This window comes from Mesorhizobium sp. PAMC28654, assembly GCF_020616515.1.
Lineage (GTDB): Bacteria > Pseudomonadota > Alphaproteobacteria > Rhizobiales > Rhizobiaceae > Mesorhizobium.
In genome coordinates this window covers 5,576,036-5,596,054 of sequence record NZ_CP085135.1, presented here as the reverse complement: position 1 = coordinate 5,596,054, position 20,019 = coordinate 5,576,036, and the positions used below count along the sequence as shown (strand labels likewise).

Sequence of the window (20,019 nt, the reverse complement as noted above, 5' to 3'; positions counted from 1 at the left end):
ATCAATGGAAGCGGCGAGCCTGCAAGGTATTCTCGCATTCGTTCAGACGGTGGAAGCCGGTAGTTTCACCGGCGCCGGCAAGCGGCTGCATGTGACGAAATCGGCGGTCGGCAAGTCGGTCGCGCAACTCGAACAACGCCTGGGCGTCCGCTTGCTCAACCGTACGACCCGCAGCCTGACCCCGACCAGCGAAGGCTTGAGCTACTACGAAGCATGTGTCAGGGCGCTGGCCGAAATCGACACCGCCCAGTCGCTGCTTGGACTTGCTTCGGTAAAGTGGAGAGCGGGTTGCTCATTCGGCGGCGTTTCGCTCGAACTGCATCGGGCTGATGTAGTCGAGCGCGGAATGCCGCCGGATGGGATTGTAGAAGCCGTCGATATATCGGGCAATGGCGGCTTGGGCATCGGCGCGGGTAAGGAAAGAGGTGCGCCAGATCAGTTCAGTTTTCAGCGTCTTGAAGAATGTTTCGACCATGGCGTTATCAAAGCAATTGCCCTTGCCTGACATTGAGATGATGACGCCGGCGGCACGCAATTCGGCTTGGTAGTCGATAGAACAATATTGGCTGCCGCGGTCGGAGTGGTGAATGAGGCCGGGTTCCGGCTGCCGCATGACGAACGCCTTGTTGAGCGCTGCCAGAGCCAGGCTGCGGTGTAGCCGGTTGCCAGCAGCCCAGCCAACGACCTTGCGGGCAAACAGATCGATGACGACAGCAAGGTACAACCAGCCCTCCCGCGTCCAGATGTAGGAGATGTCGGCACCCCATTTCTGGTTGGGACCAGTGGCGGCAAAATCCTGGTCGATGACATTGGGGGCAACCGGAAAGGCGTGTTCGCTGTCCGTCGTGCGCTTGAACCGCCGCTTCTGTCTTGCCTGGAGGCCATTCTCCCGCATCAGACGCGCCGTTCGTCGCCGGCCAATGGCAAAGCCATTGTCTTGCAGTTCCCGCGTCATGCGCGGGCTACCATAGGTTCCGTTCGACAGCGCGAACGACGATCGCACATGCGCCAGCATTATCATGTCGTCGCGCTGCCGGCGGCACGCCGGCCGGCGCCCCCAGGCAAAGTAGCCGCTCGGGCTGACACCCAGCGTCGCGCACAAACGGTCCACAGGGAAATCCTTCTTCGCCTGGTCGATGAGCGCGAACCTCACCGACTTCCCTCCTTGACGAAAAAAGCCGTCGCCCGTTTCAAGATATCCCGCTCCTGCCGAAGGATTTCATTCTCCCGCCGCAGCCGTTTCAATTCAGCGGCGACATCAGCATCAGGCGGACGCCCAGGATCGCCCATCTCACGATCCAGCTGCCGACCCATCCATCGCGTCAGCGTCGAGAAACCAACACCAAGATCCTCCGCGATCTGCCGCTTCGTCCGACCGCTCGTTCGCACAAGGCCAACCGCCTCCGCCTTGAACGCATCCGTAAACTGTCTCTGTTTCGTCATCGAGGTCGCCTTTCATCAGAAGGAAACTCTCCACTTTTTCGGGGCAAGTCCAGCTCGCCTCGCGGCGGCTGGTTCCATCCGGCAGGCTACGCGTAGATGTCCCACTGGCATTTGGCCGCCGCTGCGTCGCGCCCGTGCTGTTCGACATTTCCAAAAAGTTCCCGGACCTGACGATAGAAATCTCATTCAACGACCGGCGCGTCGACCTGATCGAGGAAGGCATCGACCTCGCCATCCGCATGGGCGATCTCGACGACAGCCTCTCGCTCGCGGCCCGGCGCATCTATGCCCAGCGTTCGGCCATCTGCGCCTCCCCCGCCTACCTTGAAAAACACGGCAGACCACAGTTAATCGAGGACCTCGCCTATCACAGCGTCATCGGCTATGGCCGCGACGGCGGCGTCCGGCCCTGGACCGTGCGGCATGCCGATGGCCATCTTGGAAAGTTCGTGCCTCGCGCCCGGCTGGTCCTCGGTCACGGCGAACCGATGCTGGATGCAGCCCTTGCCGGCTGCGGCATCGTCTTCCTGCCGACCTGGCTGTTGGCTGACAGCCTGCGGCGCGGCGAACTAGAGACGGTGCTTTCGGACTGCCTGGTCGAAGACATCGTCGTGCATGCCGTCTGGCCGGTGACGCGCGCCATGACGCCGAAGGTTCGCGTCGTCGTCGATGCCCTCATCGAACACTTTTCGGCACCACCTTGGGATGCGGCCTGAAACAGCAATGCAGATCATCTTGTAAAAATGGCGGCGGACTATTTTCGAAGACTATGCGGCAATGCTATTGACCCCGCATGCTGTACGTCGAAATTGCCATCGTGGTCGTCCTCATCTGCGTGAACGGCCTTTTATCGATGTCCGAGCTTGCCATCGTCTCGTCACGGCCGGCCCGGCTCAAGACGATGGTGGACCGCGGCATCAACGGCGCCGGCCGTGCACTGGAGCTTGGCTCGAATCCCGGCAAGTTCCTGTCCTCGGTGCAGATCGGCATCACCCTGGTCGGCGTCCTCTCTGGCGCCTTCTCCGGCGCCACGCTCGGCGACCGGCTGGCCGTTTACCTGGCTTCGACCGGCATCCGCGAAACCGTAGCCGACCCGCTCGGCGTCGGCATCGTCGTCGCCATCATCACCTATTTCTCGCTGATCGTCGGCGAACTGGTGCCCAAGCAGATCGCGCTGCGCGATCCCGAGCGCGTTGCCGCGCGGGCAGCCCCGGCAATGACCATCCTCGCCACCATCTCGGCCCCCCTGGTCTTCCTTCTCGATATTTCCGGCCGCGCCATCCTGTGGCTGCTCGGGCAGCGCGGCGAAAGCGAGGAGAAGGTCACCGACGAGGAGATCAAGATGCTGGTCGCCGAGGCCGAGCATCACGGCACCATCGAATCCGACGAACGCCGCATGATCGCCGGCGTCATGCGGCTTGGCGACCGCGCCGTGCGCGCCGTGATGACGCCGCGCACCGAGGTCGACTGGATCAACCTGCAGTCCGACGAAACAACCATCCGCAAACTGCTGATGGAGACGCAGCATTCCCGCCTGCCGGCCGGAGACGGCGGCGTCGACGTCATGGTCGGTGTCGTCCAGACGCGAGACGTGCTGGCAGCGATCCTTGCCGGCCGCACGCTTGATCCACGCAAGCATGTGCGCGCCGCGCCCATCGTCTATGACCAGGCCGACGCGCTGGATGTGCTGCAGAAACTCAAGGAATCCGACGTGCCGATGGCGCTGGTCCATGACGAATACGGCCACTTCGAAGGCATCGTCAGCCCGGCCGACATTCTCGAAGCCATCACCGGCGTGTTCCGCTCGGATGTCGATGCCGGCGACGAGGAAAACGCGGTCAAGCGCGATGACGGCTCTTGGCTGCTTGCTGGCTACATGCAGGCCGACGAGATGGCCGAGCTTCTCGGCATCGACCTGCCCGAAAACCGCGACTACGAGACCGTCGCCGGTTACGTGCTCTCGCACATGCATCATCTGCCGGCGACCGGCGAATGCGTCGACGCGCAAGGCTGGCGCTTCGAGGTCGTCGACCTCGACGGCCGCCGCATCGACAAGCTCATCGCCACCCGCCTGCCCGGCGCCCATCGCGAACCGGTGCGCTGACGACAGGGATCATGCGTTCGAGCTGATCAGGGCCCGCGAAGGTCAAGGCGGCCGCCTACAGCATCACAAATGGCGCGTTCGGAACGCGCCTATCGCGCGGACTTCGCACCCTTAAACAGCGGCTTCGATTGGTTCTGCAAGTTTCGGATTCGAGCGCGCCGCGATCAGGCAACTGCCCACGATAAGGCCCGCCCCCGCCAGCGTGGTCCAGGTCGCCGCCTCGTCGAAGAAGAGCCAGCCGATCGCGACCGCCCAGATGAAGGCCGAGTATTCCGTCGGGATCAGATATTGCGCCTCGGCGCGGGCGTAGGCCCAGCTCATCAGGAATTGACCGGCGAGCGACAGCGCCGTCACCCCGGCCAGGGGAAGCCAAAGATCGCCCGGCAGGGCGATGGCGAGCCAGGGTGCCGCGAGACCGAGGATGACCGCAACGGAAAGGTTCTGGAACAGCATGATCTCGATTGGCTTGGCCACCAGCGCCTGTTGCCGCGCCAGGATCAGATTATAGGCGTAGAAGACCGTCGATGCGAGCACCGCCACCGTGCCAAGCAAGGCATCCCCGGCATAGCTTGCGTGCCCAAACTGCCCGGCCACAATGATTGCGACGCCGGCGATGCCGGCCAGTGAGGCCCAGATCGCCTGACGCTGTATGCGTTCGCCAAGCAGCAGCGCGGCGAGCAAGAGAGCAAACAGGGGCGCGACGAAACTGAGCCCGATCGCCTCCGCCAGCGGCAGCCTGGCAAGCCCCCAGAAGAAGGACAGCAAGACAATGCCGACAACCACGGCACGCAGCACATGCAGCCTCAGCACGGAAGGGGCAGGAAGCGAGCGCGGCCCTGCCGACCAGCCCACGCCCGCGACGACGGTCGCGAGCATGCTGCGCCACAGCACGGTGTTGTAAACGCCCACGGCGATGACCAGAACCTTCATCGCCGCATCCATAGCGGATAGAAGGAAGATCGCGAGCGCGCATACAAGCACCGGGATCATCGGGGAAACGACGCCTGCCAGGCTGGGTGACTTCACGGGTTTGCTCATGCTGCGCATCGCAGCCGGATATATCGGACCAGGCGGCAGGGCCAGATGGCAGCCCAGTCCATGTCTCGGTCCAATGCGGCTTTCCCAAATCATACCGCAGCCCGTCATCGGCCGGATCGGCGCAATGGTCCGGTCCGGCCTCTGTTAGGCGGTTGACGCCGCTATCGCCTCACCGCGTCAAGCAGCAGTTTTGCCGCCACCACCGCTCCGTCGGTACGGATCGTGCCGGCCACGGCGGTCGTGCGTGCGGAGGTCTCGGGTGCCAGGGCGATGCTCAGCGCTGCCGAAAAGGACTCGACGGTCGGCACAGGACCGTCATGCGCCGCGCCGATGCCGAGCCCAGCCACCCGGCCGGCCCAATAGGGCTGGTCCGCGATCTGGGGCACGACCACCTGGGGGGCGCCTGCCCGAGCGGCCGTTGTCGTCGTGCCCGCGCCGCCATGGTGCACGACGGCCGCCACACGGCGGAACAGGGCCTGCTGGTTGACGTCGCCGACGATGAAGCAATCGTCGCGGTCGTCGATCAAGGCGAGGTCGGCCCAGCCGTGCAGCAGGATTGCGCGATGTCCTTGGGCGCGGATCGCCTCGATGGCCACACGGCCGGCTTCGTTCACGGCACTCATGGGCATGCTGCCGAAGCCGACATAGACCGGCGGCGTGCCGGCATCCAGGAACGCCAGCAGATTGGCCGGAAGCGGACGTTCGTCCGGCAGGATCCACGCTCCGGTCTGCACGACGTCGCGAAGATCGGTCGGCCGCCATGAGCTCAAGGTCGGGTCCGATGCGAGCCACGGCTGGGCGGTGAAGACATGGTCGCGGATATTGTCCACCGGCGGCAGCCCGATCGAGGCGCGGTGCGTGTTGAACGCCTCGCCGAACACCGCGTTCATGGCCTGGACGTTCAGATCCCACAGCACGCGGTTGTCCGTCACGTCCGGTGGAAGGGGATGGCCTGGATAGACATGCGGCCGGTGATGCGTCGATGGCAGCCAGGTCGGACAGAAGGTCGCATAGACGTAGCGTAGGCCCATCTGCTCGGCCACCGACCGCGCGGCGGCCGTGGACGGGAACAGGCCGGCCGCCAGGATCACGTCGCACCCCTCGGCGGCCTTTGCGATCGCGTCGAGCTGCCCGGCGAGCACCTTGGCCGCTAGCCCCGGCAGGTCCACCGCCGCCCGGTTCGCCAACGCCTCGGTCATCCATTGGCGCACCGATGAGAAGGCCGGCGCCAGCTTCACGCCGGCACGCGCCAGCAACACCGCGAAGTCTTCATCCGGCGGCGCGCACACCACGACCTCGGCGCCGAGGCCCTGCAGTTGCACCCCAAGCCCCGCCATTGGCTCGACATCCCCGCGTGACCCGTATGTCGACAGCAATACCCGCATTTCGTGACTCCCGTTTCCTTGGCTAAGGTGGCGGGTTTTAATGTGGGAGTGGGGTCTTGCCGCAAGTCCCTTGCGCGCCGTATGTATGGTACGGAGAGCAGCGCTCTCCCCTTTCCCTCTGTTTTGTGCCGTGGACGCTCCCGCCAAGCGGCGTCATGCCGTCAGATTGGGTCGTGGGCGATTAATCGACCGCGGGCATCAGCACCACCTTCCCGGTAGAGCGGCGCTCGTCCATCAGGCGGTGCGCTTCGCCGGCCCGGTCGAGCGGGAAGCGGCAGCCGATCGCAACCCGTAGCCGACCGTTCGTCGCCAGCGCGAACAGTTCCGACAGGCCGGCCCTCAATGCGTCCCCGGACAAGAGCGGCAGCAACGCAAACCCTCTCAGCGATTGGTTGCGACCGATCATCTCTTCCAGATCGGAGGCCGCGAGCGCGAACCTGCCGAGCGCCGCGAACACCAGTTCCCCGCCGGGCGCCACCGCCTGCAGGGACGCGGCCGTCAGCGCGCCACCAACGGTGTCGTAGATGATGTCGACGCCCTCACCGCCGGTGATATCGCGAACATGCGCTGGCCAATCCGGCTGGCTGTAGTCGATGGCCGCATCCGCGCCGAGAAACAGGGCAAAATCGAGCTTGGCCTTGCCGCCGGCGGCAGCGATCACCTGGCTTGCGCCCTTCAGCCTTGCGAGTTGGATAAGGAGCGAACCGACCCCGCCCGCCGCCGCCGGCACCAGCACGGATTTGCCGTCTGGCGGGCCTTGCCGCAGCAGGTGAAGGGCCGTCAGGCCCTGCACCATCAATGCCGTGGCGTCCTCGAATGGAAGGGCATCCGGCAGTGGCACGGCGAGATCAGCGTCGATCGTCACATGATCGGCGTATCCACCGAAGGCACGTTTTGAGACGAACAAGGGCGCCGCGACGCGTGTGCCCAGCAGCCGCGCATCCACGCCCTGGCCGAGCGCTTCCACCGTCCCCGCGGCCTCGACGCCCGGGATCATCGGCAATTGCGGCGTCACCGCATAACGATCCCCGCGCATCAGCACCTCGAAGAAATTTATCCCCGCCGCATGAACGCGGATCAGGACCTCACCGGGCCGCGGCTCAGGCGTCGGCAACTCGACGACCTCAAGCACGTCCGGGCCGCCGAAACGGTTCACTTGAATGGCTCTCATGGCAAACTCCGATCGCACTGGCATCGGCTGCGGTTTGCCACTATCTGCGAGGCATCGACTACACACTCTTTCGTCCCCTGCTGACCAGGAGGTGACCATGGCCAGTCCAGCCAGGAAAATGCCGATCAAGCGACTGCCGATGCTGCCGGCGGAACGCGCGCTGAAAGTGATCTCCGGCCGCTGGAAGGCGGTCATCCTCTATCATCTCTTCGACGGTCCCCGGCGTCTGACGGCGCTAAAGGCGAAGGTGCCAGACATCACCCAGAAAGTACTGATCCAGCAGTTGCGGGAAATGGAGGAACACGGCCTCGTCAGCCGCGAGATCTTTGCCGAGATCCCCTCGCGCGTCGAATATTCGGCAACGCCGCTCGGCTTCAGCCTCGAGCCGATCCTGCTGGCGCTCTGCCAGTGGGGCCAGCATCATGCGGATGAACTCAACGAGATGCACCGCCTCGCCGACTGCATCATCCGGCCACGGCAGGCGACGCACGCGCGCATGGCCTAAATCGAATTGACATGGCGGGTTGCCGACGCCGGCTGCCTACCGCAGACTCACGATTGTCTTCAGAACGGATCGGCAAAAATGCACCGCACAGCATCGGGCGGACTTCATTCGACCTACACTCTTGGTGACCTGCGCATCACTTCCTTGCGCGATGGCTATGTCGACATGCCGATCGGACGGCTTCGCCAACGCGACGACAAGCCATTTGGCGACGAATTGCCGGAACAAGTCCCATTGGTTGGCGGTCAGCTCAGACTCTCCGTCAATGCCTTCGCGATTGACGATGGAAATGAGATCATCTTGATCGATACTGGCGCTCAAATGCCTGGCACCCGACCATGGGCCGGCTTCCCCAGGCGCTGGACGAAGCCGGCATTGATGTCGGACGTGTCCGCACCGTCTGCTTCACCCATACGCATCTCGACCATATCCATGGTCTTGTGCTTGCTGATGGCGGGGACGCTTTCCCGCGCCTGACGCGCCTGCTCATTCCCCGGGAGGAACTCGGCCTGTTTCGCGCCGAAGCGCGGCTTGAACGATTTCACGACATGGCCGAACCATTCGAAGCGGGAGACCGTCTCGGGGCACATGTCGACATCATCGGCGCTCATGGCCATGAAGTGGGGCACAGCTGCTTTCGCGTTTCGAGCGGCGGCGAGCGCATCTTGATCTGGGGCGACACCGTTCACGTTCCATCGCTTCAGTTCGATCGGCCGGAAGTGACGTGGGAATTCGATACGGATCAAGAACAGGCGCGTGAGAGCCGGTTGCGGCTGCTGGCGCTTGCAGCTGACGACAATCATTTCGCTGCAGGCGCTCATCTGGACTCGCCCGGCGTAGGCCGCGTCGTCCGATCCAGTGGCAGCTTTCGGTTTGAGCCACTATAGTGGAGCCCGAAATCGCTTGGGGATGAGGGACAGCCCGGATGGATCGCCTCGCCGATTGCCTTATCAGGCCAAGGCTGGCGCGGGAGGAGGACGCGACTTCCCGGAATTGAAAAGGGCGACGCAAGCGCCGCCCCGTATCCTTGGGAGGATTATTTCGACAGGCGGATCAGGCCGCCTTGATTTCCTCGTCGATCACGTTGGCATCGCGTGCCTTCTTCAGCGCCTTGGCCCACCAGGCGACATCGTTGACCAGCGCCGTGGCAGCCTGGTTCAGATGCTCCAGCTCCTCGAGCTTCTTCTCACCCTGGCGGACGGCGAGAAAATCGCCCCAGGCGATATGGACGGCGGACTTAACCGGCGCCATCTGCAGCTCGACGGCATGCAGCCGGAGCTGCTCGACGGCGCGCGCGCCACCAACGGAGCCGTAGCCGACAAAGCCGGCCGGCTTCTTGTTCCATTCATTGGCTGCGTAATCGATGGCGTTCTTCAGCACGGCCGTCGGGCCGTGATTGTATTCGGCCGCGGTGAAGATGAAGCCGTCGAATTCGGCGACCTTCTTCTGCCAACGCTGCGCCACTTCATTCGTTGACGGCACCCAGGCGGAGGATGCGACCTCATCGAAGAACGGCAGTGGGAAGTCGCGCAAATCGACGATCTCGACATCAATGTCGGCATGCGACTTGGCGATCTTGGCGATCCATTGCGTGGGCACATCGGCGAAGCGCGCGGCGCGCGTTGAACCGATCACGATGGCGATCCTTGGCTTTGACATGGGGGCTCTCCTTGCAAGCAAATAGCTGGTATCATTTGGATACCGGAGCTATATGAGATACTGCCAAAACAATCCGCAAGGAGGCACTTTTTTGATACCGAGGCACCCACACCGCACCGAAGACTGCCGCGCTGTTTCGGAAATCCTGCAGCGTGTCGGCGACAAATGGACCGTTCTGGTCGTTGGCAAGCTGGGCGACGGGCCGCTGCGCTTCAATGAATTACGCGCCGCCGTCGGCGGCATCTCGCAGAAGATGCTGACCACCACCTTGCGCGGGTTGGAGCGCGATGGCTTTGTCACCCGAACTGTGTTTCCGACCATTCCGCCGCGCGTCGACTACGAGCTGACCGAGTTGGGCCACGAACTGCTGGTGCCCGTCAGCGCACTCGGCGAATGGGCGCGCATCAATACCCAGCGTGTCAGGGTCGCGCGCGCCAAATTCGACGAAATTCATGCCTGAAACCCTTGTGCCGAAAGGGTTTTGATGCGGCATCCAGCGTAGACAAACGCTACGGCTGCATCTGCATTCCAGCCCACAGCCGACTTTCGCTCCGGTACGATTTCGGGTCCCGATCGATCAGCTTGCCGTCGATTGTGCAAGCCGCCGCTCTATCGCAATTTTTCATGGCCATCGCGCTTGTGTCGCATGGCATCGCAACGCAGGTTTTGCATCCGGCCGCTTGCGACTTGAGGGCGTGGTTTCCGGAGGCGCAATTTGCCTCGGTATCGTCCTGCCTGACCTCGGTGTAGGCGGTTGCGGCCAGCAGGCAGAACAGGCCTGCAAGCGCCCCTGCCAATGCGCCGTTCAGCAATCGTTGACGCATTGTCTCTCTCCCAGGCCCGCTGGGACACCGTCATCGAAACGTGCGAACGCGAATATGAAAAACATCACACAGCATCGCCGTCTTGCCCCCTCGCGGGAGGCGGGCAGCGGCCTTGCTGTCTGATTCCAGGCTGACTAGATCGAGCCGATCAGCTTTCCGCCGGAACCGCCTTCGGCTTGCCCTCGCCGTCCAGCGCCACCATGACGAAGTCGGCATGGGTGACCTTTTCCATCAGGTCGGAAAGATAGCGCTGCGCCCAGGCCTCGACCTTGAGCGTCATCGAGGTGCGGCCGACGCGCTCGACATGGGTGTAGATGCACAGCGTGTCGCCGATCTTCATCGGCTTGGCGAAGGACATTTCCTTCACCGCCGCCGTCACCACGCGGCCCCGGGCGCGCTCTGCGGCGCGGATGCCGCAGGCCAGATCCATCTGCGCCATCACCCAGCCGCCAAAAATATCACCGGCCGCATTGGCGTCCGAAGGCATGGCCAGCGTCCGCAGCGTCAAATCGCCGATCGGCCGTCCTTCAGCGTATTTCACCATGCGAGAAATCCTCTTGAGGTCGACTGTCCTCGATCCCGTACCGTCATGACGGTGATGCGTCAACGCAGCCGGCCCGTCGCGGTTGCCCGGATCCGTTTCGAGACGCCTTTCCACAAAGCGACATGGCTACCGCGATTGCGCCTCGGAACGGAGCCGCGCCAGTCGCTTTTTTCACAACGCATGCCGGAACGTCCGGCGACTTTGCGCGCCCGTCGCGTCTAGGCTGCAGCGCGAATTCCGGAGCCATCCAGACCCATCATGCAGACTTATGATTTCATCATCGTGGGCTCCGGCTCGGCCGGCTCGGTGCTCGCCGACAAACTGTCGGCATCGGGCCGCTTTTCAGTGCTGGTGCTCGAAGCCGGCGGCACCGATCGGCGCTTCTACGTGCAGATGCCGCTCGGCTACGGCAAGACCTTCTTCGACCCAGCGGTGAACTGGAACTACAAGGCCGAGCCGGACCCCGGCCTCGGCGGCAATGTCGATCATTGGCCGCGCGGCAAGCTGCTCGGAGGTTCAAGCTCGATCAACGCCATGGTCTGGATCAGGGGCGCGCGCGAGGATTTCGACGCCTGGGCGACCGCCGGTAACCCCGGCTGGGGCTATGACGACCTGTTGCCGGCCTTCAAGGCGCTGGAGGACAACCAGGCCGGCGCCGACAAATGGCGCGGCACCGGCGGTCCGCTGCACATCACCGACAGTTCGAACGCCGTCCACCCGCTAACCCGGCGCTATCTCGCCGCCGGCCAGCAGGCCGGCCTGCCGCTCAACCCCGATTTCAACGGCGCCGCCCAGGAAGGCGTCGGTATCTACCAGATCTCGACCAGGAACGGCCGCCGCATGTCGGCGGCCCGCGCCTTCCTGCGCCCGGCGATGAAGCGGGGCAACGTCCGCGTCGAGACGAATGCGCTGGCGACGAAAATCCTGTTCGAGGGCAAGCGTGCGGCTGGCATCGAGTATCTGCACAATGGCGAGACGAAGACGGCCCGCGCCGGCCGCGAGGTCATCCTTTCAGCAGGTTCGATCAATTCGCCGCAGCTCCTGCAGCTGTCCGGCGTCGGCCCGGCGGCACTGCTCAAGGGGTTGGGCATTCCGGTCGTCCACGCCAATGAAAATGTTGGCGCGCACCTGCAGGACCATGTCGGCATCAACTACACCTTCAAGGGCCGTGTGCCGACGCTGAACCAGATCCTGCGACCCTGGTGGGGCAAGCTAATGGTCGGCATGCAGTACATCCTGACGCGTTCGGGCCCACTGTCGCTGTCGATGAACAATGCCGGCGGCTTCTTCCGCACCGATCCGTCGGCGACCCGGCCAAACATGCAGCTCTATTTCCAGGCGTTCTCGACGGTCATCCCGAAGAGCGGCGAGCGCCCGATCCTGACCCCCGACCCATGGCCAGGCTTCTCCATCGGCCTGTCCAACTGCCGCCCATCGAGCCGCGGCGAAATCATGATCCGCTCCAGCAACCCGCGCGAGTATCCCAAGATCGTCGCCAACGCCTATTCCACCAATGCCGATGTCGACGAGATGCTGGCGGCGGTGAAGTTCGTGCGCAAGATCGCCTCGATGCCGGCAATGGCCGAGATCATCGAGGAGGAGGTCCTGCCCGGGCCGTCGATCAAATCCGATGCCGACCTGATCACGGATTTCAGGAAGCGTTCCGGCACCGTCTATCATCCCGTTTCGACCTGCCGCATGGGGCCTGATCCCGCGCATGCCGTCGTCGATCCGCGTTTGAAAGTGCATGGCCTTGAAGGCCTGCGCGTCATCGACGCCTCGATCTTTCCCGACAACATCACCGGCAATACCAACGCCGCCTCCGTCATGACTGGATGGAAGGGTGCCGAACTGGTTCTGGAGGACCAAAAATGAAGATCACCGACGTCAAGACCTGGGTTGTCGGCAACCCGCCGCCCGGCATCGGCGGCAAGTATTTCATCTTCGTCAAGCTCACCACCGATGGCGGCGTCGTCGGTTATGGCGAGGCCTACAACGCCACCTTCTCGGCCCATGTCACGGCAAAGCTGGTCGAGGACATGGCCGAGCGCTATCTCATCGGCCACGATCCGCACGACATCGAAACCTTCTTCCGCCGTGCCTATTCGTCTGGCTTCACCCAGCGCCCGGACGTGACCGGCATGGGCTGCTTCTCGGCGCTCGAAATGGCCTGCTGGGACATTATCGGCAAGGAGGCCAACAAGCCGGTCTACAAGCTGCTCGGCGGCCAGGTGCACGAAACGCTGCGCTCCTACACCTATCTCTATCCGCACACCGGCAGCGTCCACTCCGAGGACGCACCGGACGGCAGGAACGTCTACAACGACCCTGACATGGCGGCCGCTTGCGCGCTCGAATATGTCGAGCAGGGTTTCAATGCCGTCAAACTCGACCCGGCCGGCCCCTACACCGCCTTCGACGGCCACCAGCCGCGCCTGCTCGACATCGACGTCGCCACCCGCATGGTCAAGGCGATCCGCGAGGCCGTGGGCAATCGCGCCGACATCCTGTTTGGCACGCATGGCCAGTTCACCGCGTCAGGCGCGCTGCGCATGGCGCGTGCCATCGAGCCTTATGACCCGCTGTGGTTCGAGGAACCGGTGCCGCCGGACATGCCCGAAGTGATGGCGCAGGTGGCGCGAGGCACTTCGATCCCGATCGCCACCGGTGAGCGGCTGACGACGAAGTTCGAATTCGCCCGCGTCATCGAGAACCGCGCGGCGACCATCCTGCAGCCGGACCTTGGCCGCTCGGGCGGTATTCTCGAAACCAAGAAGATCGCCGCCATGGCCGAGGCCTATCACATCCAGATCGCGCCGCATTGCTATTGCGGTCCGATCGTCGGTGCCGCCAACATCCAGCTGGCGGTGACGCTGCCCAACTTCCTCATCCTCGAATCCCTGAAGCAGTGGGACGGCTTCCACGCCACGCTGCTGAAGAAGAAGATCGAATGGCAGGATGGCAATGTCATCCCGTCGAAGGAGCCCGGCCTCGGCGTCGAACTCAACGAGGCGGTCTGCGACGCGCATCCCTACACCGGCAAGGAATTGCACCTGCAGATGATGCAAACGCCGTTGATGCCGTGAGTGAAAGCTACGCCTTCATCGGCCTTGGCCATCTCGGCGGCAACCTAGCCGCCAGCCTCATCCGCAACGGTTTTGGGGTCACGGTCTTTGACCGCGACCCCGACGCCGTCGAGCGCCTCGTTGCGCTCGGCGCCACCGCCGCGAACAGCCCCGCCGACGCGGCCGCCCGCGCCGGCAACGCCATCACCTGCCTGCCCTCCCCGAAGGTCAGCGAAGCGGTGCTGGCTGGTCCCGGCGGATTGCTCGAGGGGTTGCCCACGGGCGGCACCTGGATCGAGATGTCGACCAATGGCCGCGACGAGATCGTGCGCCTCGCGGCCCTCGCTTCGGCTAGGGGTGTCGACACATTGGAATGCCCGGTCACCGGTGGCGTGCACCTGGCGGCGGTGGGAAAAATCACCGCGCTGGTCGGCGGCGATGCTGCGCTCTACGAACGTCACCGCGCGGCCATCGAAGCGATGTGCGCAAAATCGTTCCTGATGGGCCCGATCGGCTCGGCGGCGGTGATCAAGGTGATCACCAACATGCTGGCCTTCATCCATCTCGTCGCCGCCGGCGAGGCACTGATGCTGGCCAAGCAGGGTGGCCTAGACCTCGCCCAATCCTACCACGCGATCGTCGCCTCTTCCGGCAACAGCTTCGTCCACGAGACCGAAAGCCAGCTGGTGCTCAACGGCTCCTACGACATCGGCTTCACCATGGACCTGGCGCTGAAGGACCTCGGCTTTGCATTGGGCATGGGCAAGGATTTCGGCGTGCCGCTCGATCTCGCATCACGCGTCAACGCGATTTTCGAACAGGGCAAGCAGGAATATGGTGGCGGCGCCTGGTCGACCCAGATCGTCAAATTGCTCGAGGATACCGTAGGTGCCGACCTGCGCGCACCCGGCTTTCCGGCAAGACTGGAAACCTGAAACTCCGGAAATATCGAACAATTTCAGCCTGCTGGAGGGATTTACGGACTCTCGGTCGAAACGAGCTGAATCAATCTCGTAGCCGCTTGATTCAGATGGTCGGTTCCGCTCAGATAATCCCATGCCGCGAAAGCGGGGCGGCCTTGGAGGCGGTTCATGTATCTGGCGGTCGTTGTGCTCTTGATGGGGGTCTTCCCCATCCTCTCGATCCTTATCGAATCCGCATTCCACAGCGACGCCAGCCTCGTATTTCTCATCGGCAAATGGTTCGTCTTCTGGGCGGTCGGCATGCGGCTGCTGCTTGCCGGCGTCAGGCAGATGGCCAACCCCGCCTTCACCGCCGACACCATCTTCGGCATCAAGGACAAGGCGGCGCAGATCATTGTCCGCGAGCTTGGCTTCGCCAATTTCGCCATCGGCGTGCTGGGCGGCCTGTCGCTGCTGAACCGCGAATGGGTGGTGCCGGCGGCGATCGCCGGTGGCCTGTTCTACGGACTGGCGGGTGCCCTGCATCTGCGCAAAGGCGACCGCAACACCAATGAGAACATCGCCATGATCTCGGACCTGTTCATCTTCGTGGTGCTGGCGCTCTACCTCGCCGCAACGCTCTTTAAGCCGGCTTGAGCTGGTATCGACCAGAGCCTCAGTATCTGAGCGTCAGCGCCCCCGGGAGGATCTCGAAGGTCGCGGGAATACGCCCGGGTGACTCGCCGTCTATGTCGACCAGCGCGCCGTTCTTCTCGACATCGCCGAGCGGTTCGACCATCACTTTCCGGCCACGCAGGATGGTGATCGCCGGATGGTCGCGATGCCGCCCGCCATAGAGCAGGCGTATGTCCCAGATCAGCTTCAGCTTGCCCGCCGCGCGCAGGTGTTCCCCGTCAGCACCTGTGTCCCAGATTTGAGGTTGTGAATTAAGGAGGGTTTTGATCTCGTCGTCACGACGAAGGAACCAAGATGAGCCCTAAATCCTCAAGTGCCAAGAAGCCTGCCGAGCAGGTGGTAAAGGACATTCGCCGGGCGACCCGGCGGCATTTTTCAGCGGAAGACAAGATCCGGATCGTGCTGGACGGGCTGCGCGGCGAAGACAGCATCGCCGAGCTGTGCCGCAAGGAAGGGATCGCGCAGAGCCTGTATTACACCTGGTCCAAGGAGTTCATGGAGGCCGGCAAGCGCCGATTGGCGGGTGATACCGCTCGTGCTGCCACCAGCGACGAGGTCAAGGATTTGCGCCGGGAGGCCGGCGCGCTGAAGGAATGCGTCGCTGATCTGACACTGGAAAACCGTCTGCTCAAAAAAAGCATGATCGCGGATGGGGACGAGCAAGAATGAGATATCCCGCATCCGAAAAGCTCGAGATCATCAGGATCGTCGAGCAGTCACACCTGCCAACCCGCAAAACGCTGGACCGACTGGGCATCCCGCGCCGGACCTTCTATCGCTGGTATGACCGTTATGTCGAGGGCGGGCCTGAGGCGCTGCAGGATCGGCCCTCGGCGCCGAGCCGGGTGTGGAACCGCATCCCGCCTGCCATCCATGACCAGATCATCGAACTGGCGCTGGAGCAGTCCGAGCTCTCCCCGCGCGAACTGGCAGTACGGTTCACCGACGAGACGCGCTACTTCGTGTCAGAAGCCAGCGTTTACCGGCTCCTCAAGGCCTACGATCTGATCACCAGCCCGGCCTATGTGGTGATCAAGGCGGCGAACGAGTTCCACACCAAGACGACGCGACCCAACGAGATGTGGCAGACGGACTTCACCTACTTCAAGATCATCGGCTGGGGCTGGATGTACCTGTCGACCGTGCTCGACGATTACTCCCGCTACATCATCGCCTGGAAACTGTGCAGCACCATGCGGGCCGAGGACGTCACCGACACGCTGGACATGGCACTTACTGCCTCAGGGTGCGACCAGGCCCATGTGCACCACAAGCCTCGGCTGCTCAGCGATAATGGCCCCAGCTACATCGCCGGCGAACTGGCGGACTATATCCAGGACCAACGCATGAGCCATGTCCGGGGCGCTCCAATGCATCCCCAGACCCAAGGCAAGATCGAGCGCTGGCACCAGACCCTCAAAAACCGAATCCTCTTGGAGAACTACTTTCTGCCCGGCGACCTTGAGGCCCAGATCGCAGCCTTCGTCGAACATTACAACCATCGACGCTACCACGAGAGCCTGGCCAACGTAACGCCAGCCGACGCCTACTTCGGCAGGGCCGCAGCCATTATCAAACAGCGAGAAAGGATCAAACGCCAAACCATCCAACATCGGCGCTTGCAGCACCGCAAGATCGCCGCTTAACATCAACCCCAAGATGAGGCCGACACTCCGCTAATCTGCGATCCAATCTGAGCCAAATGATCTGACGACGGACAGCGCGCAGGATGACGATGTCGAACTGCCCGTCGGTCAGTTCGGCATCGGGCGCGATCATCATGCCGCCGCCGAAGAACTTTCCGTTGGCCACCGCCACCAGCGCCATGCGCGCCTCGACCGGTGCGCCGTCATCCACGGTGATCCTGACGTCCTGGAACCGGTAGCGTATAAACTCCACCACGGTGCGCCAGAAGAACAGCGCCTTGGCCGATACCCTGCCCTTGCGCTTGTCGGCATTGACGGCGCGGTCGGTCGCGCCGGACAGGCCGAGGCTGGCGATGTTGATGAAGTGGCGACTGGCCAGCGCGCCATGGTCGTCGATATAGCAGATGCGCCCGGCATCGACCTTGCGACCCCTGGCTTCGGCCAGCCGCTTCAGTGTCGCGTCCACCTCCTTTGGAAGGCCAAGCCCACGCGCGAAATCGATGCCGGTGCCGCAAGGCAGAAGCCCGAGTTCGGTCGTGCGGCCGGTTTCCCGCGAGGCCTGCAGCAGGCCATCAGCCACTTCGCTGGCCGTGCCGTCACCGCCCGCCGCGATCACCAGGTCAAAGCCGCTGGCGGCCAGATCGATTGCCAGTCTTTCAGCATCACCCGCCGCTTGAGTCTCGCGCAACTCGAAATCGCCAAAATGCCTTTTCAGCGACGCGGCGACCGCCGGCCAATGCCGTTTCAGCCTGCCGCCGCCAGCAACCGGATTGAGAACCACCCCGACTTTCAATACGCACCCTCCCCGGCGCCGGGCATGTCGTGCCCGATCCTTTGCCGGCATTGAAGCCCGCGCCTGCAGGCGGAGCAAGGGGCGAAACGCGCAGTCCCTGCTTTCACCGGCAGCCGCGTCTCGATCCCCGATAATCCCGCAATCCACAGGCTGCGCACCGTATCGCAAAGCCCTTGCCCGGCATACGTTAAACCCATCTCAGGCGGCTACCAATCGCCCAGCCGAAAGGCAAAGCGCAAAGGCTGATTTCCTGAGGCCCGTACGGCTCCAAGCGAAAGCAGGCTTGCCTGTTTGAGGGACGGAAGCCGAGACCTACGGGGCCGCGGAAAGCGTGCGAACGCCAACGGCGGACCGATGCTGCCATGAAGGACGGCGAAAACCTTCGATGGCGCGCAGGGCAAAGCCCGCAAGGGCGGAGACCGGCGTGGTCTGGAACGGACGCTGCCTCGGGCAACGACTGGCAGGACCGTCAAAATCAAGGCCGGCATGGCGCGACGACTTTACGGAAGTTGCTGCCTCGACCCGTGTCCTGATCTGACAGGGAGGCGCTGGGAGAAATCCCGGCGCCGACTGTCTTTTGGGCTCCTGGGCCAAGGGCGATGCGCGCACCGGCATGGCCGTGCGCAAGCTGCATCTCGTGCCGCCGGCGCTGGTGAAAGCGGGCGTGAGTTGGAGCATGTCTACTGATGCCTTTCGGCCACGCCTGGCGTCAAAGCGGCCCTTTGGCACCCTCGCCACGCTCATTTCACAATCGCATCCAAATCCCGCCTTGTTCGGCAGCGATGGGTGAGTTGGGGGAATTGGAAGGGACAAGACCGTGATCAAGACCGCCCTTGTCGCCATGACCATCGTCGGCTGCGACTGCGACGCCAAGCTTTGCGAGTATATCGGCGAGACGCCCGCCAAATGGGCAACCGTCGCCGATTGCGAAGCCGCGATGAAAAGCCAGATGTTGCACCAGCACAATTTCAACTACCCGCTGGTGTCCGGCATCTGCCGCACGAAGGGCTCGTCTTCCTCTTCGCAACTGGCCGCGACCGCGTCCGGCCCGGAACTGAAGCCTGCCAGCCGGGCTGTCGAACCCGAAACCCCTTTGCCGCCGGAACTGAGCCACCGCCCGAACGTTCCCGTCGGCGCGCCGACGACGGCCATGGAAGCGGCCGCCGTCCGGCCCGTCGCCTATGAGCAAGTGGTCGATGGCGGCACCGGTGTGCTCTACCGCACGAAGAACGGTTACGCCGTGGTCAAGACCGATCTCGGCCGAGCCGCCTCGGCGACCGCCGATGCGGCGAAACGCTCCGTGAACTGGCTGGCCGGCCTGGTGCCGAGGGGACTGTAGGTCCCTCGGTCAGTCTCGCTCGTTTCCGGCAGCCAATCGCCAACGTCCGCGATTGGCGGCCGCAACGGTGCCTTCGTCAGCCCGACAGCTTGACCTTCAGGCTTTCCCAGAATTTGTCGAGCAGCGGCGCTTCGGTGCTGTCGTTCTTGTGGTCGATGCGCGTGACCATGATGATCCCCTGGTCGGCAATGCCATAGCTCAGCACCTCGAAGTCCGCGCTCTCGGTGCGCGTCTTGACGACAGCGTGGATGCCGGTCAGTTCCTTGCCGTCGGCCAGCTTTCGCGTCGTCGGCTCCTGCGTCAGCGTCGCGCCCGCCTGCACCGATTCCTTGGTCATCTCCTGCAGCATCAGCTGGTTCAGCGACACCGGGTTCATCGCCGAATATTCCTGCAGCAGCACGATCGTTCCAAGCGCCGACGCCATCAGATACTGGTTGATGTTGTCGCCGAGGTTGGTCTTGGTGACCGAAATGTTGCTCGGATGCACGAAGGAGAAGCTGTCGCCTGAAAAGGTGGCGAAGTCGTTGCGCTCAAGCGTGGCTTTGGTCTGCTTGCCGTCCGGCAGTGTGATATCAACGCTTTCGCCGGCATCGATATCGACGGCCACGCCGTCAATGGTCAGCCTGAAGGCCTTCAGGTCCTCCGCCCGGGCCGATGCGCAAAGCGCGATGAAAGCCAGTGTTGCCACCGCTGTTCTCATCCGCATGAAGTCTCCTGTCACGTTCTATGCCATCCCGCTCGAGGCCTTGATGGCACGATAGAACGTCGAGGAAAACGGTTCCGTGGGGTCACATTGCCGTTTGGCGGTGGGTAACGCGCACCGCCTCGGACAGCGCCAGAAAAATGGCCGGCCCACGGGGGACCGGCCAAGCTTGGAACAGGGTATGGAAAATATGATCAGCAGA

General features: G+C 63.4%; 21 protein-coding genes and 2 pseudogenes. 12 read left to right on the top strand and 11 right to left on the bottom strand.

The features are described 5' to 3' along the window. Nucleotides 1-4: 4 nt before the first annotated feature. A pseudogene (locus LGH82_RS27465) lies at nt 5-184 on the top strand (LysR family transcriptional regulator); the annotation flags it as partial. A gap of 108 nt (nt 185-292) precedes the next feature. Here LGH82_RS27465 and LGH82_RS27460 read toward each other — a convergent pair. Further along, nucleotides 293-1,443, bottom strand: a protein-coding gene (locus tag LGH82_RS27460) for an IS3 family transposase (protein ID WP_413771365.1) whose coding sequence is annotated in 2 segments (ribosomal slippage) — nt 293-1,179 and nt 1,179-1,443 — 1,152 coding nt in all. Because the reading frame shifts where the segments join, the coding sequence is not laid out codon by codon here. Between the two features lie 14 nt (nt 1,444-1,457). Here LGH82_RS27460 and LGH82_RS27455 point away from each other — a divergent pair. Together LGH82_RS27455 and LGH82_RS27450 are read left to right on the top strand one after the other, a co-directional pair. Further along, complete coding sequence (locus LGH82_RS27455) at nt 1,458-2,159, top strand: LysR substrate-binding domain-containing protein (protein ID WP_319799953.1); 702 nt, start codon at nt 1,458-1,460, stop codon at nt 2,157-2,159. Nucleotides 2,160-2,236: 77 nt separating this feature from the next. Continuing rightward, nucleotides 2,237-3,547 carry a hemolysin family protein gene (locus tag LGH82_RS27450; protein ID WP_227345717.1) on the top strand — a complete coding sequence of 437 codons (1,311 nt, stop codon included), beginning with the start codon at nt 2,237-2,239 and terminating at the stop codon, nt 3,545-3,547. Between the two features lie 111 nt (nt 3,548-3,658). Here LGH82_RS27450 and LGH82_RS27445 read toward each other — a convergent pair whose 3' ends face one another. The 3 genes from LGH82_RS27445 to LGH82_RS27435 all read right to left on the bottom strand — a co-directional run bounded on the left by LGH82_RS27445 (nt 3,659) and on the right by LGH82_RS27435 (nt 7,141). After that, a complete protein-coding gene (locus LGH82_RS27445) occupies nt 3,659-4,585 on the bottom strand; it encodes a DMT family transporter (protein WP_227349696.1) in 927 nt (308 codons plus the stop codon). A 161-nt stretch (nt 4,586-4,746) separates the two neighbouring features. Next, entirely contained in the window at nt 4,747-5,970 is a 1,224-nt protein-coding gene (locus LGH82_RS27440; RefSeq protein ID WP_227345716.1) for a glycosyltransferase, read from the bottom strand. Nucleotides 5,971-6,151: 181 nt separating this feature from the next. After that, a complete protein-coding gene (locus LGH82_RS27435; RefSeq protein WP_227345715.1) occupies nt 6,152-7,141 on the bottom strand; it encodes a quinone oxidoreductase family protein in 990 nt (329 codons plus the stop codon). Between the two features lie 97 nt (nt 7,142-7,238). Between LGH82_RS27435 and LGH82_RS27430 the strand changes: the two genes are divergently transcribed. Further along, the gene (locus LGH82_RS27430) at nt 7,239-7,646 is read left to right on the top strand and encodes a winged helix-turn-helix transcriptional regulator (RefSeq protein ID WP_227345714.1); all 408 of its coding nucleotides are present in this window, start codon (nt 7,239-7,241) and stop codon (nt 7,644-7,646) included. A gap of 36 nt (nt 7,647-7,682) precedes the next feature. Here the strand turns inward: LGH82_RS27430 and LGH82_RS27425 are convergent, their stop codons facing one another. Further along, on the bottom strand, nt 7,683-7,967 hold the full coding sequence (locus LGH82_RS27425; protein ID WP_227345713.1) for a hypothetical protein: 285 nt from the start codon (nt 7,965-7,967) through the stop codon (nt 7,683-7,685). A 17-nt stretch (nt 7,968-7,984) separates the two neighbouring features. Between LGH82_RS27425 and LGH82_RS27420 the strand changes: the two genes are divergently transcribed. Then, nucleotides 7,985-8,533 (top strand): MBL fold metallo-hydrolase, encoded by a 549-nt coding sequence (locus tag LGH82_RS27420; protein ID WP_227345712.1) that lies wholly within the window; start codon nt 7,985-7,987, stop codon nt 8,531-8,533. Between the two features lie 166 nt (nt 8,534-8,699). Here the strand turns inward: LGH82_RS27420 and LGH82_RS27415 are convergent, their stop codons facing one another. Further along, complete coding sequence (locus LGH82_RS27415) at nt 8,700-9,305, bottom strand: NADPH-dependent FMN reductase (protein ID WP_227345711.1); 606 nt, start codon at nt 9,303-9,305, stop codon at nt 8,700-8,702. A 91-nt stretch (nt 9,306-9,396) separates the two neighbouring features. Here LGH82_RS27415 and LGH82_RS27410 point away from each other — a divergent pair, with 91 nt between their 5' ends. Further along, a complete protein-coding gene (locus LGH82_RS27410) occupies nt 9,397-9,765 on the top strand; it encodes a winged helix-turn-helix transcriptional regulator (RefSeq protein WP_227345710.1) in 369 nt (122 codons plus the stop codon). 49 nt (nt 9,766-9,814) lie between these two features. On the opposite strand, the gene LGH82_RS27405 is transcribed toward LGH82_RS27410, so the two are convergent. Both LGH82_RS27405 and LGH82_RS27400 read right to left on the bottom strand, forming a co-directional pair. Continuing rightward, nucleotides 9,815-10,129 carry a hypothetical protein gene (locus tag LGH82_RS27405; protein WP_227345709.1) on the bottom strand — a complete coding sequence of 105 codons (315 nt, stop codon included), beginning with the start codon at nt 10,127-10,129 and terminating at the stop codon, nt 9,815-9,817. Between the two features lie 148 nt (nt 10,130-10,277). Next, nucleotides 10,278-10,673 carry an acyl-CoA thioesterase gene (locus tag LGH82_RS27400; RefSeq protein WP_227345708.1) on the bottom strand — a complete coding sequence of 132 codons (396 nt, stop codon included), beginning with the start codon at nt 10,671-10,673 and terminating at the stop codon, nt 10,278-10,280. Between the two features lie 258 nt (nt 10,674-10,931). Here LGH82_RS27400 and LGH82_RS27395 point away from each other — a divergent pair, with 258 nt between their 5' ends. The 4 genes from LGH82_RS27395 (at nt 10,932) to LGH82_RS27380 (ending at nt 15,297) form a co-directional block, all read left to right on the top strand. Next, nucleotides 10,932-12,548: a GMC family oxidoreductase gene (locus LGH82_RS27395; protein WP_227345707.1), complete on the top strand. Its 1,617-nt coding sequence runs from the start codon at nt 10,932-10,934 to the stop codon at nt 12,546-12,548. After that, nucleotides 12,545-13,759: a mandelate racemase/muconate lactonizing enzyme family protein gene (locus LGH82_RS27390; RefSeq protein ID WP_227345706.1), complete on the top strand. Its 1,215-nt coding sequence runs from the start codon at nt 12,545-12,547 to the stop codon at nt 13,757-13,759. Before LGH82_RS27395 ends, LGH82_RS27390 begins: the two co-directional genes overlap by 4 nt. Then, a complete protein-coding gene (locus tag LGH82_RS27385; protein WP_227345705.1) occupies nt 13,756-14,673 on the top strand; it encodes an NAD(P)-dependent oxidoreductase in 918 nt (305 codons plus the stop codon). The genes LGH82_RS27390 and LGH82_RS27385 overlap by 4 nt, the downstream gene beginning before the upstream one ends. A 156-nt stretch (nt 14,674-14,829) precedes the next feature. Further along, the gene (locus tag LGH82_RS27380; RefSeq protein ID WP_227345704.1) at nt 14,830-15,297 is read left to right on the top strand and encodes a DUF6790 family protein; all 468 of its coding nucleotides are present in this window, start codon (nt 14,830-14,832) and stop codon (nt 15,295-15,297) included. Nucleotides 15,298-15,316: 19 nt separating this feature from the next. On the opposite strand, the pseudogene LGH82_RS27375 reads toward LGH82_RS27380, so the two are convergent. Continuing rightward, nucleotides 15,317-15,544 (bottom strand): annotated as a pseudogene (locus LGH82_RS27375) (diacylglycerol kinase family lipid kinase); the annotation flags it as partial. Nucleotides 15,545-15,630: 86 nt separating this feature from the next. On the opposite strand from LGH82_RS27375, the gene LGH82_RS27370 reads away from it, so the two are divergent. Continuing rightward, a protein-coding gene (locus LGH82_RS27370; RefSeq protein ID WP_227344189.1) for an IS3 family transposase occupies nt 15,631-16,982 on the top strand; the annotation gives its coding sequence in 2 pieces (ribosomal slippage) (nt 15,631-15,967 and nt 15,967-16,982; 1,353 coding nt in all). On the opposite strand, the gene LGH82_RS27365 is transcribed toward LGH82_RS27370, so the two are convergent. After that, nucleotides 16,927-17,775 (bottom strand): diacylglycerol/lipid kinase family protein, encoded by an 849-nt coding sequence (locus LGH82_RS27365; protein WP_227345703.1) that lies wholly within the window; start codon nt 17,773-17,775, stop codon nt 16,927-16,929. The genes LGH82_RS27370 and LGH82_RS27365 overlap by 56 nt on opposite strands. 817 nt (nt 17,776-18,592) lie before the next feature. Between LGH82_RS27365 and LGH82_RS27360 the strand changes: the two genes are divergently transcribed. Next, nucleotides 18,593-19,114, top strand: a complete 522-nt coding sequence (locus tag LGH82_RS27360) for a hypothetical protein (RefSeq protein WP_227345702.1) — start codon at nt 18,593-18,595, stop codon at nt 19,112-19,114. A gap of 76 nt (nt 19,115-19,190) precedes the next feature. Here LGH82_RS27360 and LGH82_RS27355 read toward each other — a convergent pair whose 3' ends face one another. Beyond that, nucleotides 19,191-19,820, bottom strand: coding sequence for a hypothetical protein (locus LGH82_RS27355; RefSeq protein WP_227345701.1), 630 nt, complete (start codon nt 19,818-19,820; stop codon nt 19,191-19,193). Nucleotides 19,821-20,019 lie beyond the last annotated feature (199 nt).

Bases quoted from the DNA above. Each gene is read 5' to 3' on its own strand.
- LGH82_RS27450 (WP_227345717.1), top strand. From the start codon at position 2,237: ATGCTGTACGTCGAAATTGCCATCGTGGTCGTCCTCATCTGCGTGAAC.
- LGH82_RS27445 (WP_227349696.1), bottom strand. From the start codon at position 4,585: ATGAGCAAACCCGTGAAGTCACCCAGCCTGGCAGGCGTCGTTTCCCCG.
- LGH82_RS27440 (WP_227345716.1), bottom strand. From the start codon at position 5,970: ATGCGGGTATTGCTGTCGACATACGGGTCACGCGGGGATGTCGAGCCA.
- LGH82_RS27435 (WP_227345715.1), bottom strand. From the start codon at position 7,141: ATGAGAGCCATTCAAGTGAACCGTTTCGGCGGCCCGGACGTGCTTGAG.
- LGH82_RS27430 (WP_227345714.1), top strand. From the start codon at position 7,239: ATGGCCAGTCCAGCCAGGAAAATGCCGATCAAGCGACTGCCGATGCTG.
- LGH82_RS27420 (WP_227345712.1), top strand. From the start codon at position 7,985: ATGGGCCGGCTTCCCCAGGCGCTGGACGAAGCCGGCATTGATGTCGGA.
- LGH82_RS27415 (WP_227345711.1), bottom strand. From the start codon at position 9,305: ATGTCAAAGCCAAGGATCGCCATCGTGATCGGTTCAACGCGCGCCGCG.
- LGH82_RS27405 (WP_227345709.1), bottom strand. From the start codon at position 10,129: ATGCGTCAACGATTGCTGAACGGCGCATTGGCAGGGGCGCTTGCAGGC.
- LGH82_RS27400 (WP_227345708.1), bottom strand. From the start codon at position 10,673: ATGGTGAAATACGCTGAAGGACGGCCGATCGGCGATTTGACGCTGCGG.
- LGH82_RS27395 (WP_227345707.1), top strand. From the start codon at position 10,932: ATGCAGACTTATGATTTCATCATCGTGGGCTCCGGCTCGGCCGGCTCG.
- LGH82_RS27390 (WP_227345706.1), top strand. From the start codon at position 12,545: ATGAAGATCACCGACGTCAAGACCTGGGTTGTCGGCAACCCGCCGCCC.
- LGH82_RS27380 (WP_227345704.1), top strand. From the start codon at position 14,830: ATGTATCTGGCGGTCGTTGTGCTCTTGATGGGGGTCTTCCCCATCCTC.
- LGH82_RS27355 (WP_227345701.1), bottom strand. From the start codon at position 19,820: ATGCGGATGAGAACAGCGGTGGCAACACTGGCTTTCATCGCGCTTTGC.